Source organism: Aquibacillus salsiterrae, from assembly GCF_028416595.1.
Lineage (GTDB): Bacteria > Bacillota > Bacilli > Bacillales > Amphibacillaceae > Aquibacillus_A > Aquibacillus_A salsiterrae.
Genome location: NZ_JAMQKC010000016.1, coordinates 38,583 through 55,764, shown reverse-complemented (window position 1 = coordinate 55,764; position 17,182 = coordinate 38,583). Strand labels below are relative to the sequence as shown.

General features: G+C 36.2%; 19 protein-coding genes and 1 rRNA gene. 19 read left to right on the top strand and 1 reads right to left on the bottom strand.

Annotated features, from left to right (window positions below; translation table 11 throughout):
* Window positions 1-8 precede the first annotated feature (8 nt).
* From rrf to rsmI, 11 genes are all read left to right on the top strand, one after another.
* A 5S ribosomal RNA gene (rrf, locus tag NC799_RS13765) occupies window positions 9-124 on the top strand.
* Between the two features lie 195 nt (window positions 125-319).
* Window positions 320-511 (top strand): sigma factor G inhibitor Gin, encoded by a 192-nt coding sequence (locus NC799_RS13760; RefSeq protein ID WP_272447020.1) that lies wholly within the window; start codon window positions 320-322, stop codon window positions 509-511.
* A gap of 296 nt (window positions 512-807) precedes the next feature.
* Window positions 808-2,238, top strand: a complete 1,431-nt coding sequence (locus NC799_RS13755) for an aminotransferase class I/II-fold pyridoxal phosphate-dependent enzyme (RefSeq protein ID WP_272447021.1) — start codon at window positions 808-810, stop codon at window positions 2,236-2,238.
* A gap of 97 nt (window positions 2,239-2,335) precedes the next feature.
* On the top strand, window positions 2,336-2,968 hold the full coding sequence (gene tmk, locus NC799_RS13750; RefSeq protein WP_272447019.1) for a dTMP kinase: 633 nt from the start codon (window positions 2,336-2,338) through the stop codon (window positions 2,966-2,968).
* Between the two features lie 82 nt (window positions 2,969-3,050).
* Window positions 3,051-3,380 carry a cyclic-di-AMP receptor gene (locus NC799_RS13745; protein ID WP_272447018.1) on the top strand — a complete coding sequence of 110 codons (330 nt, stop codon included), beginning with the start codon at window positions 3,051-3,053 and terminating at the stop codon, window positions 3,378-3,380.
* A 10-nt stretch (window positions 3,381-3,390) separates the two neighbouring features.
* Window positions 3,391-3,816: a YaaR family protein gene (locus NC799_RS13740; RefSeq protein WP_272447017.1), complete on the top strand. Its 426-nt coding sequence runs from the start codon at window positions 3,391-3,393 to the stop codon at window positions 3,814-3,816.
* A gap of 288 nt (window positions 3,817-4,104) precedes the next feature.
* Complete coding sequence (gene holB, locus NC799_RS13735) at window positions 4,105-5,091, top strand: DNA polymerase III subunit delta' (protein WP_272447016.1); 987 nt, start codon at window positions 4,105-4,107, stop codon at window positions 5,089-5,091.
* A 7-nt stretch (window positions 5,092-5,098) separates the two neighbouring features.
* The gene (locus tag NC799_RS13730) at window positions 5,099-5,926 is read left to right on the top strand and encodes a PSP1 domain-containing protein (protein ID WP_272447015.1); all 828 of its coding nucleotides are present in this window, start codon (window positions 5,099-5,101) and stop codon (window positions 5,924-5,926) included.
* Between the two features lie 16 nt (window positions 5,927-5,942).
* On the top strand, window positions 5,943-6,287 hold the full coding sequence (yabA, locus tag NC799_RS13725) for a DNA replication initiation control protein YabA (RefSeq protein WP_272447014.1): 345 nt from the start codon (window positions 5,943-5,945) through the stop codon (window positions 6,285-6,287).
* A 166-nt stretch (window positions 6,288-6,453) separates the two neighbouring features.
* Entirely contained in the window at window positions 6,454-7,206 is a 753-nt protein-coding gene (locus NC799_RS13720; protein WP_272447013.1) for a tRNA1(Val) (adenine(37)-N6)-methyltransferase, read from the top strand.
* Between the two features lie 53 nt (window positions 7,207-7,259).
* Window positions 7,260-8,132, top strand: a complete 873-nt coding sequence (gene rsmI / locus NC799_RS13715; RefSeq protein WP_272447012.1) for a 16S rRNA (cytidine(1402)-2'-O)-methyltransferase — start codon at window positions 7,260-7,262, stop codon at window positions 8,130-8,132.
* Between the two features lie 186 nt (window positions 8,133-8,318).
* Here rsmI and NC799_RS13710 read toward each other — a convergent pair whose 3' ends face one another.
* Entirely contained in the window at window positions 8,319-8,597 is a 279-nt protein-coding gene (locus NC799_RS13710) for an AbrB/MazE/SpoVT family DNA-binding domain-containing protein (RefSeq protein ID WP_272447011.1), read from the bottom strand.
* Window positions 8,598-9,030: 433 nt separating this feature from the next.
* Between NC799_RS13710 and metG the strand changes: the two genes are divergently transcribed.
* The 8 genes from metG to NC799_RS13670 all read left to right on the top strand — a co-directional run bounded on the left by metG (window position 9,031) and on the right by NC799_RS13670 (window position 17,118).
* Window positions 9,031-10,977 (top strand): methionine--tRNA ligase, encoded by a 1,947-nt coding sequence (gene metG, locus NC799_RS13705; RefSeq protein ID WP_272447010.1) that lies wholly within the window; start codon window positions 9,031-9,033, stop codon window positions 10,975-10,977.
* A 117-nt stretch (window positions 10,978-11,094) separates the two neighbouring features.
* Window positions 11,095-11,862, top strand: coding sequence for a TatD family hydrolase (locus tag NC799_RS13700; RefSeq protein WP_272447009.1), 768 nt, complete (start codon window positions 11,095-11,097; stop codon window positions 11,860-11,862).
* 330 nt (window positions 11,863-12,192) lie between these two features.
* Window positions 12,193-13,392 carry a G5 and 3D domain-containing protein gene (locus tag NC799_RS13695; protein ID WP_272447008.1) on the top strand — a complete coding sequence of 400 codons (1,200 nt, stop codon included), beginning with the start codon at window positions 12,193-12,195 and terminating at the stop codon, window positions 13,390-13,392.
* Between the two features lie 261 nt (window positions 13,393-13,653).
* Window positions 13,654-14,217, top strand: coding sequence for a ribonuclease M5 (rnmV, locus tag NC799_RS13690; RefSeq protein WP_272447007.1), 564 nt, complete (start codon window positions 13,654-13,656; stop codon window positions 14,215-14,217).
* Entirely contained in the window at window positions 14,207-15,094 is an 888-nt protein-coding gene (rsmA, locus tag NC799_RS13685; RefSeq protein WP_272447006.1) for a 16S rRNA (adenine(1518)-N(6)/adenine(1519)-N(6))-dimethyltransferase RsmA, read from the top strand. Before rnmV ends, rsmA begins: the two co-directional genes overlap by 11 nt.
* An 82-nt stretch (window positions 15,095-15,176) precedes the next feature.
* Window positions 15,177-16,046, top strand: coding sequence for a sporulation peptidase YabG (gene yabG / locus NC799_RS13680; RefSeq protein WP_272447005.1), 870 nt, complete (start codon window positions 15,177-15,179; stop codon window positions 16,044-16,046).
* Between the two features lie 328 nt (window positions 16,047-16,374).
* A complete protein-coding gene (veg, locus tag NC799_RS13675; protein ID WP_272447004.1) occupies window positions 16,375-16,641 on the top strand; it encodes a biofilm formation stimulator Veg in 267 nt (88 codons plus the stop codon).
* A gap of 297 nt (window positions 16,642-16,938) precedes the next feature.
* Window positions 16,939-17,118: a small, acid-soluble spore protein, alpha/beta type gene (locus NC799_RS13670; protein WP_272447003.1), complete on the top strand. Its 180-nt coding sequence runs from the start codon at window positions 16,939-16,941 to the stop codon at window positions 17,116-17,118.
* Window positions 17,119-17,182: the final 64 nt, after the last annotated feature.

Genomic DNA, 17,182 nt, shown 5'->3' with positions numbered 1-17,182 from the left:
TGAATATGTCTGGTGGCTATAGCAAAGAGGTCACACCTGTTCCCATGCCGAACACAGTAGTTAAGCTCTTTTGCGCCGATGGTAGTTGGGACTTTGTCCCTGTGAGAGTAGGACGTCGCCAGGCAAATAGAAAAGTGCTCAGAATGTATCTGAGCACTTTTTGTATGGGTCTAAAATCGTTGCTAAAATAGTACAACCAAAATTATTACTGTACAAACAAGTTTTAACTATAATTTCATAGAATGAAATAAAACTATATTTTAAGTTATGTATAGTTTTCGTTAGATTAGGAGAAACTAAGCTAACGGAGGTGGAGAAAATGAATTCAGTTGAAGTAAAACATACTTGTGGTATTTGTGATGAAAGTAAGGAACGGGGAATTTACCTATATCATTTATTTATTTGTTGTGAATGTGAACAGAAAATCGTTCATACCGACCCAAAAGAACCAGAGTATAAGAACTATATAAGTAAATTAAAACATATTAATCAACCTACAATGAACTTATAGAATAAAAATAAAAAACCCTTGTCATTCTAAATTCTAAATGGCAAGGGTTTTTTAAAAAAATAAGAAAGTAAAAAAAATCCAATAACTTTCTTGCTCCGGGCGCCCTGCGCTTATCTTAAATTTGTTGTATTATAATATACAGCACAATAATACCGCCAGTTAGTTTAGGTCCCCCCTGTTTCTAGATGTTAACCCAAGTCACCGTTAGTAAGTGTATGGATACTATTGTCGAACCTTATAATTAAGGCTTTTTTCTAAATATATCTAATAAATTAATAGAGGATGTTTGCCACTTGATGATCAACCAAATCAAAACACCCCTTTTTGATAAATTACTTGAGTTTAGCCAAAATAATCCGATATCTTTTCATGTTCCAGGACATAAAAGTGGTCAAGTATTTCCCGGGAAAGGGCAAAACGTCTTTAGCGAGATTCTTAGGATTGATTTGACGGAATTAACCGGTTTAGATGATTTACATGCTCCAACTGGTGTCATTAAAGAAGCACAACAACTGGCAGCTAATTGGTTTCAGGTTAACGAAACATTCTTTCTTGTCGGAGGAAGTACTGTTGGCAATCTTGCAATGATTTTAGCTACTTGTACTAAAAATGATAAAGTGATTGTCCAAAGAAATTGTCATAAGTCAATTATTAATGGGCTAGAATTAGCAGGTGCCCGGCCAATCTTTATTTACCCAGATTTCGATCCTTTAGTTAATAGATATACAGGTCCCAATCTGGCGTCATTAAAACAAGCAGTTATTGAACATCCAGATAGTAAGGCAGTGGTTTTAACGTATCCGGATTATTATGGGACAACTTTTGACCTAAAAAGTGTAGTTAATCATGCACATAAATACGGGATACCTGTATTAGTCGATGAGGCTCATGGCATCCATTTTAATGTTGCTCAAATGTTTCCGCAATCAGCAGTAGAGCTTGGCGCAGATATCGTTGTTCAATCAACCCATAAAATGGCGACAGCAATGACAATGGCATCCTATTTGCACGTCAATTCAAATTTAGTCGACCGTGATAAGATCGCAAACTTTCTAAGTATGCTTCAATCGAGTAGCCCTTCCTATCCATTGTTAGCAAGTCTTGATTTAGCTAGAGCATATTTGGCTACGATAAGTCAGGAAACAATCGAGGAAATAAAGAAAAGCATAATAGAAGTAAGAGATTTGTTACGAAAAGGGAAACAATGGGATTTAATTCCTTTTCGTGAAGGTCTAGATGACCCATTAAAAATTACAGTTCAGCTAAAAAATGGTTATGACATGGGAAACGTTACAAGATTATTAGAAGAGAATGGTCTTTATTATGAATTGGCTTCCCACAACCAAATTCTTTTTATTCATGGATTACACCCATATGAACAGATAACTAAACTAGAACAGACGATAGAAAATATTAATAGTCATTTAAAATTTAATCGTAGAAATGCTACAATAGAAGGAAAGATAATGTTCTTCTCTAATGAAATAGGACAGTTAGACCTATCTTATGAACAGATGAATGAGAAACAGACAACCTTTATAACGTGGGATGAAGTGGACAATCATTTAGCTGCAGAAGCAGTTATTCCATATCCTCCTGGGATTCCATTGTTGATGAAGGGGGAAAAAGTAACAACAAACCATATGGAATTAATCACAGAGTTACTCAAACAAGGTGTCTCATTTCAAAACACGGAAATAAAAAAAGGTTTAAAGGTATTCTTATAAAATCAAAATTCTAAAAAGTGGCTAATTCTAGATGCTAACTCTCGGGGGTTATCAGTATGACCAAGGCGCCTTGCGCTTTTCTTAAAGGAGAATGAATGTGAACGGATATTTTATAACATTTGAAGGTGGAGAAGGGGCGGGAAAATCTACCATCCTTCAAGAAGTAGCAGCAGGGCTAGTAACGCAAGGCTATGATGTCGTTACAACAAGAGAACCAGGTGGGATAAAAATTGCAGAAAAGATAAGACAGGTGATTTTAAATCCAGAACATACAGAAATGGATGCAAGAACAGAAGCGTTACTGTATGCGGCTGCTCGACGGCAACATCTAGTTGAAAAGGTGTTACCTGCTTTAACAAATGGTAAAATCGTTCTTTGTGACCGATTTATTGACAGTAGTTTAGCCTATCAAGGTTATGCAAGAGGAATTGGTATTGATGAAATCTATCAAATTAATCAGTTCGCCATTGAAGGTACAATGCCCGATTTAACTTTATTTTTTGATATAAGTCCAGAAGAAGGATTAAAGCGAATTATATCGAATAAAGAAAGAGAGCAAAATCGATTAGATTTGGAAGCATTAAGTTTTCATGAAAAGGTTCAATATGCCTACTATCAATTATTGAATCGTTTTCCAGAAAGAATTAAAAAGATTGATGCACACCAGGCAATAGCTGAAGTAAAACAAAGAGCTTACAACGAGATTATTCATTATATTTCTTCTAACTAGTAGCAGCACAACTTGTCATTTCATTAACAATCATCCTAGACATGAATAAAATATCATATATAAAATTGGAGGAGGAAAAGGAATGAAACTAATCTTGGCGGTTGTTCAGGACAAGGATAGCAATCGTTTAACTGATGCTTTGGGAAAAAAGGAATTTAAGACGACAAAACTATCAACAACTGGTGGGTTTTTAAAAGAGGGTAACACGACATTAATGATTGGTTGCAACGATGATCAAGTAGATGATGCATTAAGTATTATTAAGGAAAACTGTAGTCAACGCGAACAAATGGTTGCTCCTATCTCGCCGATGGGTGGAAATGCTGATTCGTATATTCCGAGGCCAATTAACGTTGAAGTTGGTGGAGCTACAGTCTTTGTTATTCCGGTTGATTCTTTTTTTCAATTTTAAAGGTGGATAAATGAAAATAAATCAAGAGTTACGTACACAACTAGATAAAACACCAAAAAATTTCACCTCACCAAAGCAAACAGTTTCATCTTTTAACTCAGTCATCACAGCTAAAAACCAAGAGATAAAAGGTAATGAGCTTCAAAGGTTTATTGAAGCTATTACCTTACAAGGTGAAAGAATTTCTAGGTATCGTTCCTTTCAAGATCTCACAAAGTATAAACGAATGGTAAAGTCATTTATTAAAGAATCTGTTTCTACAGGGCTTGGTTTAAAACAAAGTCATAGTAACAATCGGTCATTGTTACTCGTAGCAGAAATTGATCAAAAGCTATTGGAGCTAACCGAGATGGTGTTAGATCAAGAGAAGAAGAACATTGACGTATTAGATATGATTGGAGAAATTAAAGGTTTACTTGTAAACTTATATATGTAAAATATATTAGACTTGGCTTTTTAGCCAAGTTTTTTATGCAAGATAAGAAAATATAAAATCGAAACGTGGATAACATCTAGCGACATCCACGTCAGGTCTTGTCTTAAGCCTGTCGGGTCTGACCAAGGCGCTTGCGCTTTTCTTTGTCTAGCTCCAGCGCCTAGCCCCTCGGTTCATAAGTCAATCCCTTCTGTGGCAAAGACCGCCACGTCAGGTCTTGTCTTAAGCCTGTCGGGTCTGACCAAGGCGCTTGCGCTTTTCTTACAATTTAGTAAAGGGAGTTAGGTTATGAATACATGGGCTGAAATGGCTAAGGTACAGCCGCGCGTTAGTAAAATGTTACTCAATAGTATTACAAAAGATAGAATTTCTCATGCCTATTTATTCCAAGGGCAACGAGGTACAGGAAAATATGAATTAAGTAAATTATTTGCCAAAAGTATTTTTTGTAAGTTCAAACAGGATGGACAAGCTTGTAATGAGTGCAAGGATTGTCATCGGATTGATTCGAATAATCATCCTGATGTCCACCAAATTATACCAGATGGTCAATCGATTAAAAAAGAACAAATTCTTCATTTACAAAAGGAATTCACCTATACAGGATTAGAATCGAATCAAAAAATTTATATCATTGTTGATGCAGATAAAATGACGACGAATGCATCTAACCGTTTACTAAAGTTTTTGGAAGAACCGAGCAAGCTAACAACAGCGATGTTGTTAACAGAAAACAGTCAATCTATCTTGCAAACGATTAGGTCAAGGTGTCAGATCATGGCTCTGCAGCCGCTAAACCCTATTCACTTTGAGAAAAAATTGCAAGAACAGGGAATTGCAATGGAAACCTCCAAAATACTGGCATCACTGACAAATAATATTAGTGATGCAATTGAGATAAATACAGATGAGTGGTTTGCTAATGCTAGAAAGATAGTGGTACAATTAATAGAAGTACTCCAAGCTAAACCAGATGAAGCATTGCTTTTTATTAATAACCAGTGGATGACTCATTTCAAAGATCGAAATCAATTACATCAGGGACTACAATTATTAATGCTTTGGTTTAAGGATTTAATTTATCATGATGTTGGAAATGAACAATCTATTGTTTTCACAAGTCACCTTGATGAGATTGTACAATCATCGTTGAAATGGTCTCGAAGTCATGCAACCCAGGCATTATATGCAATTATGGAAGCGAAACGGAAACTAGATCAAAATGTTCATCCTACTTTAGTGATGGAACAATTAACGCTTCAAATACAGAGGTGAAAGATACATGATAGAAGTAATCGGTGTCCGCTTCAAAAAAGCCGGTAAAATATATTATTTTGACCCAGAAAATCACGCCATTCAACTTGATGATTATGTTATTGTTGAAACGGTAAGAGGGATAGAGTTCGGAAAAGTCGTAATTGCTAATAAGAAGGTCGATGAAGAAGATGTTGTCCTTCCTTTAAAAAAAGTTATACGTCTTGCTACAGATAAAGATAAATTGACAGTCGCAGAAAATCAAGAAAACGCGAAAGAAGCCTATCACGTTTGTCAGCAAAAAATCCAAGAGCATAAGTTAGATATGAATTTAGTTGATGTTGAATATACGTTTGATCGAAATAAAGTTATTTTTTACTTTACAGCCGATGGACGGGTAGACTTCCGGGACTTAGTTAAAGATTTAGCTGCTGTATTTAAAACAAGAATAGAGCTTAGACAGATTGGTGTAAGGGATGAGGCAAAACTATTAGGAGGAATCGGTCCTTGTGGCCGAATGCTTTGTTGCTCCACCTTTTTAGGAGATTTTGAACCTGTTTCAATAAAAATGGCTAAAGATCAAAACCTTTCGTTAAATCCAGCTAAAATATCTGGCTTATGTGGCCGTTTAATGTGTTGTTTAAAATACGAAAACGATGATTATGAAACAGCTAAGAAACAACTTCCAGACTTAGGTGAAACAATCAACACACCTTTTGGAAAAGGAAAGGTTGTTGGATTGAACATTTTAGAGCGGATTATTCAAATTGAAATTCCTGAAAAGGAACGAGTAATTGAATATACACTGGATGAGTTGATAAACGAAGGAGTTATTAAGACGCAAGCCACGGAATGATGGGGTGGAAAGTAGCGTGAATAAAAAAGAAGTCTTTGAACAAGTTTCTTATATGGAAGAGCAAATTGGACAATTATATCAGCAACTCGGAGACTTAAAAAAACATCTTAGCGAACTACTCGAGGAAAACCACCGTCTTGCTGTCGAAAACCATCATTTGCGTAATCGGTTGGAAGATGATGGTGAAATGAATCAGATAGATCAAGAAGCAGATGATAAAGATGTGGGTGTTGGGGAAGGCTATGACAATCTAGCTAGGTTATATGAAGAGGGATTCCATATTTGTAACGTCCATTTTGGAAGTCCTAGACAGGATGAGGATTGCCTTTTTTGTTTATTATTCTTAAATAAAACGAAGTAACAAGTTTTATTTATGTATGAATGAAAGTAAACAATTAGCGTCTAAGCCTACCTACACTTTTATTAGAAATATAATAATGGACTGACTACATGGTTTGCTATCAAGCCTGCACGTAGTCAGTCCTTCTTTGTAAGCCTTATTTTTTTTAGAGAGTGGGTATATTTCAATGGTTGAATTAATCGGGGACGAAAGGCTAGACTATTTATTAGCAGAAGCAACTATGCGAATTATTCAAAGTCCTACAGTTTTTGCTTTTTCTTTAGATGCTGTTTTACTTGCAAACTTCGCGCATGTTCCAATCAAGCGAGGTAAGGTTCTTGATTTATGTACCGGAAATGGTGTTATTCCATTACTGTTAAGCCGCCGTTCGAAGGCAATGATTACTGGTGTTGAAATTCAAGAGCGATTATATGATATGGCCATAAGAAATATTAAACTAAATGAATTAGATCATCAATTATCGATGATTCATGGTGATTTAAAAGACATGCCCAAACGCTTTGGCAATAATAAGTTTGATGTTGTTACCGTTAATCCCCCGTATTTTAAAAATAATGGTTTAACAGAACACAATCAAAATGAACACTTAACGATTGCAAGACACGAGGTGTATTGTACATTAGAAGACGTTATTCAAGCTTTAAGTAAACTTACCAAATCAGGTGGGAAAGCTGCAATGGTTCATCGTCCAGGAAGGTTGATAGAGATCATTACATTATTTAAAAAATATAAACTAGAACCAAAGCGAATGAGGCTAGTTTATCCGAAAGAAGGCCGAGAAGCGAATACACTTTTAATTGAGGGGGTTAGAGATGGTAGTCCCGATTTAAAAATATTACCTCCCTTGTATGCTTTTGATTCAGAAGGTAACTATTCAAAAGAGCTAGAGGAAATACTGTACGGGGCACATCAGAAATGACTGTATGTGAATAAACATATTGGTCGACAGAAAACAAATGGGGGTAGTTCAGTATGAAGAGTCAAAAGAGCTTTCAGGAAAACCATCATTCGGGCACATTATTTATTGTCCCTACTCCAATTGGTAATTTAGAGGATATTACGATAAGGGCATTAAATACATTAAAAGCAGTTGAAGTAGTAGCGGCAGAAGATACAAGAAACACCAGAAAGTTACTAAATTACTTTGAAATAAAAACCACACTCATTAGCTATCACGAACATAACAAAGAAGAGCGAGAAAATAGATTACTTGAACTGTTAGCTGATGGTCAACATATTGCTCTAGTTAGTGACGCAGGTATGCCGGCAATTTCTGACCCTGGATACGAAATAGTTAAAGCGTGTATTGCCAATGACTACCCTGTTGTTGTTTTGCCAGGAGCAAGTGCAGCGCTTTGTGCCTTAGTTGGGTCTGGGTTACGGACAGATGAGTTCTATTTTTACGGATTTTTGCCGAGGAAGAAAAAAGAGAGAGACACAGAAATAGAAAGAATCAAGCAAATTCAAGCAACGATTTTGTTTTATGAATCACCACATCGAATTTCTGACACATTACAGTATCTTTCTGACCACTTTGGTGATAGGGAGATGGCACTTGCACGGGAACTAACTAAAAAGTTTGAAGAGTATGTTAGAGGAACTGCCTCAGAGCTTTTAGAATGGTCAAAGCAAGGCACCATGAAGGGTGAATTTTGTATTGTAGTTGAAGGAAATGACGAGGAAGAACAAATGGATCATTGGTGGGAAAATTTAAGTGTGATTCAACATGTTAACCATTACATAGAAATCAAACAGTGGAAAAGCAAGGATGCAATAAAGAAGGTGGCAGAAGAAAGAAATATCCCTAAGCGAGACGTTTATCAAGCCTATCATGTGAACGATTAATTCCCAATTAGGTTAAGGTCCAGGATTAACAACAGTATTATTAATACATAAGGAACAAATAATTTATACCAAATTAAAAGGCTGTCTGAGAAAATATCTCGACAGCCTAAAGTGCTTTTTCTTATTCAAGTCTTATATGGAGGCGGAAAATAGGGGGGAATGCTTGTCCTAAATTTCTCGTTCCAATCAGTCATGAAGTTTAGCTTGAATCTCATCGATTAATTCTTTAGCACCTTTTGCGCTTAAGATCAGCTTTCCATTTGCTAAAGTTAAATTTTCATCTGAGATTTCTCCAGTTATATGGCAAGTCATGTTGGGCTTATATTTTTTAAGAACAATACGATCATCATCAACGTAAATTTCAAGTGAATCCTTTTCATTTATTCCTAGCGTACGACGAAGCTCAATTGGGATAACCACACGTCCTAATTCATCAACTTTGCGTACAATCCCTGTAGATTTCACAGGCAATACCCCCTCTCCGTAGTAATATTAATTCGTCATGATTCGACACCATTAGTAATATTTTACCAGTGTAAAGTAAGAATGTCAATATTATTTCAAAATATTTCATAATAGAAGGAAAGTAATGTCTAAAAGTATAAAATAAAATAGATGAAACCTGAACAACTTTCCTGCATGTATATTATAATTATACTAGAAAATCAGCAGAATCGCATCCTCATTTTAAACCAATTATTTACATTGAACGATGTTCGGTGTAGTTCTTCGCCATGTTTCTATGAAGAAATTTATTATATATAGGTTTGTAATGGCTTTATAAATGGAAAAATAGAAACAAAATCGCTACAATAAGAATTAGTGTACATAATTGCATATAAGAAAGAAGTAATCGATAAATGCATCTAGTTATTTGACTATTAAGGAGGATACATGTATGACAGCCGACCGTAAAACCTTTTATATAACAACACCTATTTATTATCCGAGTGGCAATTTACACATTGGGCATGCGTATACTACCGTTGCCGGAGATGCAATGGCAAGGTATAAGCGATTAAGAGGCTATGATGTGATGTATTTAACCGGAACGGATGAACATGGGCAAAAAATCCAAAAAAAAGCTGATGAAAAAGGGGTTAAACCGCAGGAATATGTTGATGAAATTGTAAGTGGTATCAAAGATTTATGGAAAAAACTTGATATCTCTTACGTAGATTTTATTCGAACGACAGAGGATAGACATAAAAAAACGGTGGAAAAAATCTTTTCCCAACTTTTAGCACAAGGCGATATCTATCTTGATGAATATGAAGGAATGTATTGTACATCCTGTGAATCATTCTTTACCGATAGACAATTAAATGAAGGAAGATGCCCAGATTGTGGTGGGCCCGTTGAAAAAGTAAAAGAGGAATCGTATTTCTTTAAGATGAGCAAGTATGTCGACAGACTACTAGCTTATTATGAAGAAAATCCACAGTTTATCCAACCAGAAAGTCGCAAAAATGAAATGATTAATAACTTTATCAAACCTGGTTTGGAAGATTTAGCTGTATCTAGAACGACCTTTGACTGGGGGATTAAGGTGCCAGGTAATCCCAAACATGTTATCTATGTATGGATTGATGCTTTATCTAACTATATCACGGCGCTTGGATACGGAACAGACGATGATGGACGATTTCAAAAGTATTGGCCAGCAGACGTCCACTTAATGAGTAAGGAAATTGTACGGTTTCACACAATCTATTGGCCAATTATGCTAATGGCATTGGACCTTCCTTTACCAAAGCAAGTCTTTGCTCACGGATGGATATTAATGAAGGATGGAAAAATGTCTAAATCAAAAGGTAATGTAGTCGACCCAATCTCACTAACAAGTCGTTATGGACTGGACTCCCTCCGTTATTATCTTTTACGCGAAGTGCCATTTGGTTCGGATGGGGTGTTTACACCGGAAGGATTTGTCGAAAGAACGAACTACGATTTAGCAAATGATTTAGGCAACTTGCTTAATCGTACCGTTGCCATGATTGAAAAATATTTTAATGGGAAAATTCCAGCCTTTGTTACAGGCGGAGATACGTTTGATACGGAGCTTGAGACTTTAGGGACCGAAACAGTGAAAAAGGTAGAAGAGTCATTAGACAACATGGGATTCTCTGTCGCGTTAACGACCATTTGGCAATATGTTAGTCGAACAAATAAATATATTGATGAAACAAAGCCATGGGTTTTAGCAAAGGATGAGGCAAGTAAAGAACGTCTCGGAAATGTAATGGCACATCTTGTCGATAGCCTCCGTCGAATTGCTGTTCTCTTACAACCATTCTTAACAGAGACACCAGCAAAGATATTTGACCAAATAGGTGTTATGAATGAGGAAGACAAAACATGGGAGAGTCTACATCAATTTGGTGTGATTGAGGAAGGAACACTTGTTAAAAAGCAAGACCCAATCTTCCCACGCCTAGATGTGGAAAAGGAAGTACAGGAAATTAAAGCAATGATGACTAACCCTGGGGCTAAAACAGAGGAGCAAACCTTTGATACAAATGAAATAACCTATGATGATTTCATGAAGGTAGACCTACGCGTTGCTGAAGTAATCCATTGTGAAAAGATGGAGAATGCAGATAAATTACTGAAGTTCCAACTAGATTTAGGCAATGACAAACGGCAGGTTATCTCAGGGATTGCAAAATATTATCAACCAGATGAGTTGATCGGTAGAAAGGTCATTTGTGTGACAAACTTAAAGCCTGTTAAACTTAGAGGTGAACTTTCACAAGGGATGATTTTGTCTGGGGAAGACGAAAATGGACGATTATCGTTAGCTACTGTCGAACAGGAGCTACCTAACGGATCAAAGGTAAAATAATGTCAAAAAACAGGTTGTCAGTGGGTGAAAGCCTCATTTGGCTAACCTGTTTTTTAGCAGGGACGATAAGATAAGAAACGATCTGGGATCTGTAACCTAAGGTTAGGAGGAATTTTTTTGTTATTTGATACACATGTCCATCTAAATATTGATCATTTTAAAGAAGATTTAGAAGAGGTTAAAGCGCGAGCAAAGGATGCGGGTGTTTCCTATATGATTGTTGTTGGATTTGATCATGAAACGATTCCTAAAGCGATTGAACTAGCAGAAAATAATCAAAACATCTATGCAGCTGTTGGTTGGCACCCTGTTGATGCAATTGATATGACTGATCAGGAACTAAACTGGTTGGAGGAACTTTCGAAGCATCCAAAAGTAGTTGCTTTGGGGGAGATGGGGTTGGATTACCATTGGGATAAGTCTCCTAAAGCTGTTCAGAAGGAGGTTTTTCGTAAGCAAATAAGGTTGGCCAGAAAAATCGACATGCCCATCATTATTCATAACCGGGAAGCAACAGAAGATATCATCGAAATATTACAAGAAGAAAAGGCGGTAGAAGTCGGCGGTGTCATGCACTGCTATAGTGATTCAGCTGAATATGTTCAGACATTTCTAGACATGAATTTCTATATTTCACTAGGTGGTCCAGTAACATTTAAAAATGCAAGAGCGCCAAAAGAAGTTGCTAAGGTTGTCCCGCTAGACCGCTTGTTAATAGAAACAGATTGTCCTTTTCTTGCTCCACATCCTAATCGAGGCAAGCGAAATGAGCCTGCATATGTAAAGTTAGTAGCAGAAAAAATTGCTGAGTTAAAAAATATACCGTTCGAGGAAGTTAGTGCCGCTACGACAAAAAATGCATTGCAATTTTTTAAAATAGAATAATCGGAATGACCAGGTGTAATGAAGCATATGATGCAGTATAGATCCTTGAGTAGGGTCTATACTGCTTTTTATTTGGGATTTTAAATGGTGATGTCTTAATCAAGTAACTAAAATAGCCACCCATATTTAGATGCTTTATAGAACAAGAAAATAATTGGTAATATAAGGAATTGTAACTTAATTTTAATACTTTTGAAACATTGGAAGTAAATGAGAGGAAAACGGAATAAATGGAAGTATTTTTGGTGTAATGGTGATGAAAATCGTGATTTGACAGGCTTGAAAGGTTGTTTATATAATACAACGGCGGATAGAAGGAGGCAAAAAAGCATGAATCTAATTTCAAAGCTGTTGTCAGTTATTCGAAATAACATGGTGAAATCTGTTGTAAGTGTAGCCATAGTGCTTGTCATTGTAAGTGTTGTTACATATGAAGTAACAAAAGCGCAAGTGACCGTAATCAACAATGGAGAAGTAACCACATTACGAACACACGCATACACAGTTGGTGATGTTCTAGCTGATATAGGGATTGAAGTAGAAGAGTTTGACAAACTTTCATACTCCATTAAAGAACCAGTTAAGTCCGATATGGAAATCAAATATGAGAAAGCAAAGCCAGTAGTCGTTGCGATAAATGGAGAAGAAAAACAGTATTACTCTACAGAGAAAACGGTTGGCGAGTTTTTAGATGAACAAGGAATAGAAGTCTCAAGCTATGATGAGGTATCGTTAGATGAGGGAGCGGCTCTAGAAAGTAATGCAGAAATTAAGATAAAACGTGGATATCAAGTCACCATAAATGACGGTGGAGAAGAAAAGGATCTTTGGACAACTGGGGGAACTGTCGCTGATTTATTAAAGGAAAATGATGTAACCTTAAGTGAGTTGGACCGGATAACACCAAAGAAAACCGAGAAGGTAGATAAAGATACAGATATTACGATAACACGAGTGGAAAAAGTTACAGATGTAGTGGAAGAAACAGTAGATTATCCAACTGTAACTAGAAGTGATAATTCCATCGGTAAAGGTGTTAAAAAAGTACTAGAACCAGGTGAAGAGGGTATTGTATCTAAATCTTATGAAGTAACATTGGAAAATGGTAAGGAAGTATCACGTGAGTTAATTAAAGAGGAAGTAAAAAAGGAAAGTAAAAAGCGGATTGTTGCTGTCGGAACGAAAATAAAACAACTTAGTGCATCTAAACCGGTATCTCGTGGTGACGATAAGGTTGTCAAAACGATGTATATGGAAGCAACCGCATATAACTGGAATTGTAAAACGTGTAGTGGTTCTGGTTTAACAAGAACCGGTTATAACTTAAAGCAAAACCCGAATGGAGTTATTGCAGTTGACCCAAGTGTTATTCCACTAGGAACAAAGGTATGGGTTGAGGGCTATGGCTATGCTGTTGCAAGAGATACTGGTGGAAATATAAAAGGCAATCGTATCGATGTTCATTTACCGACATTAAGCGAGGCTGCTCGTTTCGGTAAAAAGACAGTTCAAGTTAAAATTCTAGAATAGTAAACAAACAGGGTGGACATTTTATCTAATCTTTCACAAGATTGATAAGATGTCTGTTTTTTTGCATGACTAAGCATGGATAACATTTAGCGACAGCCACACTCTGCTACAGCGCCTAGCCCGCCTGAGGGCATTATAAGCACGGTCGTTCCAGACTGATTTACGACTTAGGTAATTATCGGCACGTCTAGATCAACATTTTTCTTTATCATGAGAATTCTATATAATGGAAACGACAACTAGGAACGGGGGATACAGGTTTTGAAAATAAAAGAGATTATTGTTGTTGAAGGGAAAGACGATACAGCAAAAATTAAACAAGCAGTAGAAGCTGATACGATTGAAACAAATGGATCAGCGGTTAATGATAGAACAATAGCATTAATAAAACATGCAAAACTAAAGCGTGGGGTTATTATTTTCACTGATCCCGATTACCCAGGGCAACGAATTCGCAACATTATTTCTAATGCAGTACCAGGGTGTAAACATGCATTTTTAACGAAGGCGGAAGCTAAAGCAAAACATGACAAAGGAATCGGTATTGAACATGCAACGGTGGAAGCAATAAGGCTAGCTCTTTCTAATGTATATGAATTATATGAAGGAGAGGAAATTGGTTTATCAAAGGAAGACTTAATTCACTTTGGTTTAATTGGAGGACCAAAAGCTAAAGATAGAAGAGAGCGATTAGGTGAAATACTTCAAATTGGATATACAAATGGCAAACAGTTGTTAAAGAGACTGAGTATGTTTGATATTTCAAAACAACAGTTTGTGGATGCAATGGAACAAATTTTACAGGAGGAAAATGATGGGGACTAATAAAGCGATTGCCACAATAGGGAGAACAAAAGAAATTCTCGAGAAATATGGTTTTTCTTTTAAAAAAAGCTTAGGACAAAACTTCTTAATTGATGTAAATATACTTAAAAAGATTATTACCTATGCCGGAATTGATCAACACACTGGAGCAATTGAAATTGGTCCTGGCATGGGAGCCTTAACCGAACAATTAGCTATTCATGCTGATAAGGTAGTGGCTTTTGAAATTGATCAGCGGTTACTTCCAATTTTACAGGAGACGTTAGCGGCCTATCCGCATGTAGAAGTTATCAATCAAGATATCTTACAAGCAGAAGTCAATCAAGTCATTAAAGAGCAGTTTCGAGAGAATCAAGAAATTAAGATAGTTGCTAACTTACCGTACTACATTACGACACCGATTTTAATGAAATTACTCATGGACCGTTTACCAGTAACTAGCATCACTGTCATGATTCAAAAAGAGGTTGCTGACCGAATGGCAGCAACGCCAAGTACGAAAAGCTATGGATCACTATCGATTGCTGTACAGTATTATACATACGCAAAAGTTGCTATGACTGTTCCGAAAACTGTTTTTATGCCACAGCCTAACGTTGATTCTTCCATTTTGCATTTGCAGCTTCGGAAAGAACCGCCTGTTTATCTTGAAAATGAAACGTATTTTTTTGATTTTGTCCAAGCAAGCTTTGCCCAAAGAAGGAAAACATTAAGGAATAATTTAGCCAGATTTTTTAATAATCAATTTAGTAAAGACGAAATTGAATCTGTTTTTATAGCGTGTGAGATCGATGGAACAAGACGTGGAGAGTCACTGACTATGGAGGAATTTGCTACACTTGCAAATCAATTTTATAGAAAAAGAAATAAGGAATAACAGGAACAAGTTTATATTCTCATCATAGGCTATTTTATAGTTATGAATATTGGTTAAAGAATGGCCTATGTGAGGTGTGAATATGAGCCTAAAAACAGGAGATTTAGTAACACGGTCTTCTTATCATCACGACATCCTTTTTAGGATTATTTCCATTGAAGAAGATTTGGTTTTATTGCATGGAGAAGATATTCGTCTCGAAGCAGATGCAAATATAAATGATTTAATTAAAGTGCAAGAAAGAGATTTAGAAGATAGACGAAAGAGAATTAGAGAACAAGAGGATTATTCCTTTCGATTATTTCGACAAGATTTTCAGTTAATGAAAGAAAAGCGTGAATATGAAAGTACAGGAGGATACCATCAACCATCCAATTACTTTCAAATACCTGCGCGGGTCCTTCATCTTGATGGTGACCAGATATATTTAAAAAAGTGTATTAATTTGTATCAAAGGATAGGATTACAAGTACATGGTGTACATTTAAACGAAACCGAAATGCCTACAAAAATTAAGGGATTAGTTGAAAAGATTCAACCAGACGTCATTGTTATAACTGGCCATGATGCCTTTTCTCGGAGTAAGGGTGGTAAAAAGGATATTCGTGCCTATCGTCATTCTAAGTATTTTGTAGAAACGGTTCGAGAGGCAAGAAAAGTAATTCCTAATATGGACCAGTTAGTTATTTTTGCTGGTGCATGTCAGTCTCATTTTGAATCGTTAATTAGAGCGGGTGCGAATTTTGCCAGCTCTCCATCACGAATCAACATCCATGCATTAGATCCAGTCTATATTGTTGCAAAAATTGCTTATACACCATTTATGGAAAAAGTAGGCGTATACGACGCGCTACGAAATACAATTACAGGTGAAAAAGGACTTGGAGGAGTAGAAACAAAAGGATTGTTGCGAACGGGGATGCCATATATCGATGAAAATGAATATTTTTAATCATAGATAACTAAAGCTTGTAGAGAAACCGAGTGTTTTTCTACAAGTTTTTTTAAAGAGAAAAAAAGTATAAAAAAATCCAAAAGCTATCCACTCCGCTTCCTGCCTTAGTCTAGCGAGGCGAGACTTGCGCTTTTCTTATAGGGTAAGAAAGGAATATCTTTTAAAAGAAGTACATAATTTTACAAAAATTCGAGAAAATAAACGTTGATGGAAAATGGACAAATATTTTCTGTTGACATTAAAATTGCTATACTGTTATAATATAATATTTTATTTGACTACGACAAATAAATGTGGTATAGTAATTACAGTGAGGTGGAGTGTATTGGCAAAAACATTAGTGGAAATCAAACAGGGCCTAGATGGTCAAATTGGTAAACGCTTGAAGCTTAGAGCGAATGGTGGAAGAAGAAAGACGGTAGAACGTTATGGAACGCTAGCTGAAACCTATCCAGCGGTATTTATCGTGGAATTAGATCAGCAAGAAAATGCGTTTGAACGTGTTTCTTATAGCTATGCAGATGTTTTGACTGAAACAGTCGAGTTAAACTTCATCGATGATATGAGCAAAATGGTACTTGGGGAGCAGTAAACTTTGTTTACTGCTTTTTTTACAAGATACAAAAGTATAAAAAAATCCAAGAGCTGTCTAGCTTCAGTTGCCTACCCCGAGGGGCTTAGTATGGCGTGAACTGCGCTTTTCTAAATTATATAGATTTGGTGCCTGTGTTTTTCTTACTTTATGTTTTAATTATAGGTATTATAACATAATTTTTGAAAACGGATACATGTTTTTTAATAATTTACAAAAAATAACGCGATTATTTTTGCGGAAGTAACAGAAAATAATCTTGTCGTAAAAATTTGCTTTTAGAAGGGAGCTTTTTTCATGGGTAGACGTAGAGGAATTATGTCAGACCAATTGAAAGAGGAAATTGCAAAGGAGTTAGGTTTTTACGACACGGTGCAAAAGGAAGGCTGGGGAGGAATTCGTGCGAGCGATGCCGGTAATATGGTGAAGCGAGCAATCCAACTAGCCGAGGAACAGATGAAAAATGGTAGATCCTAAATTTGGGATCTACCGTTTTTTTTTTTTTAAAAGTATAAAAAATCAAAGGTCTTCTAGCTCCGGA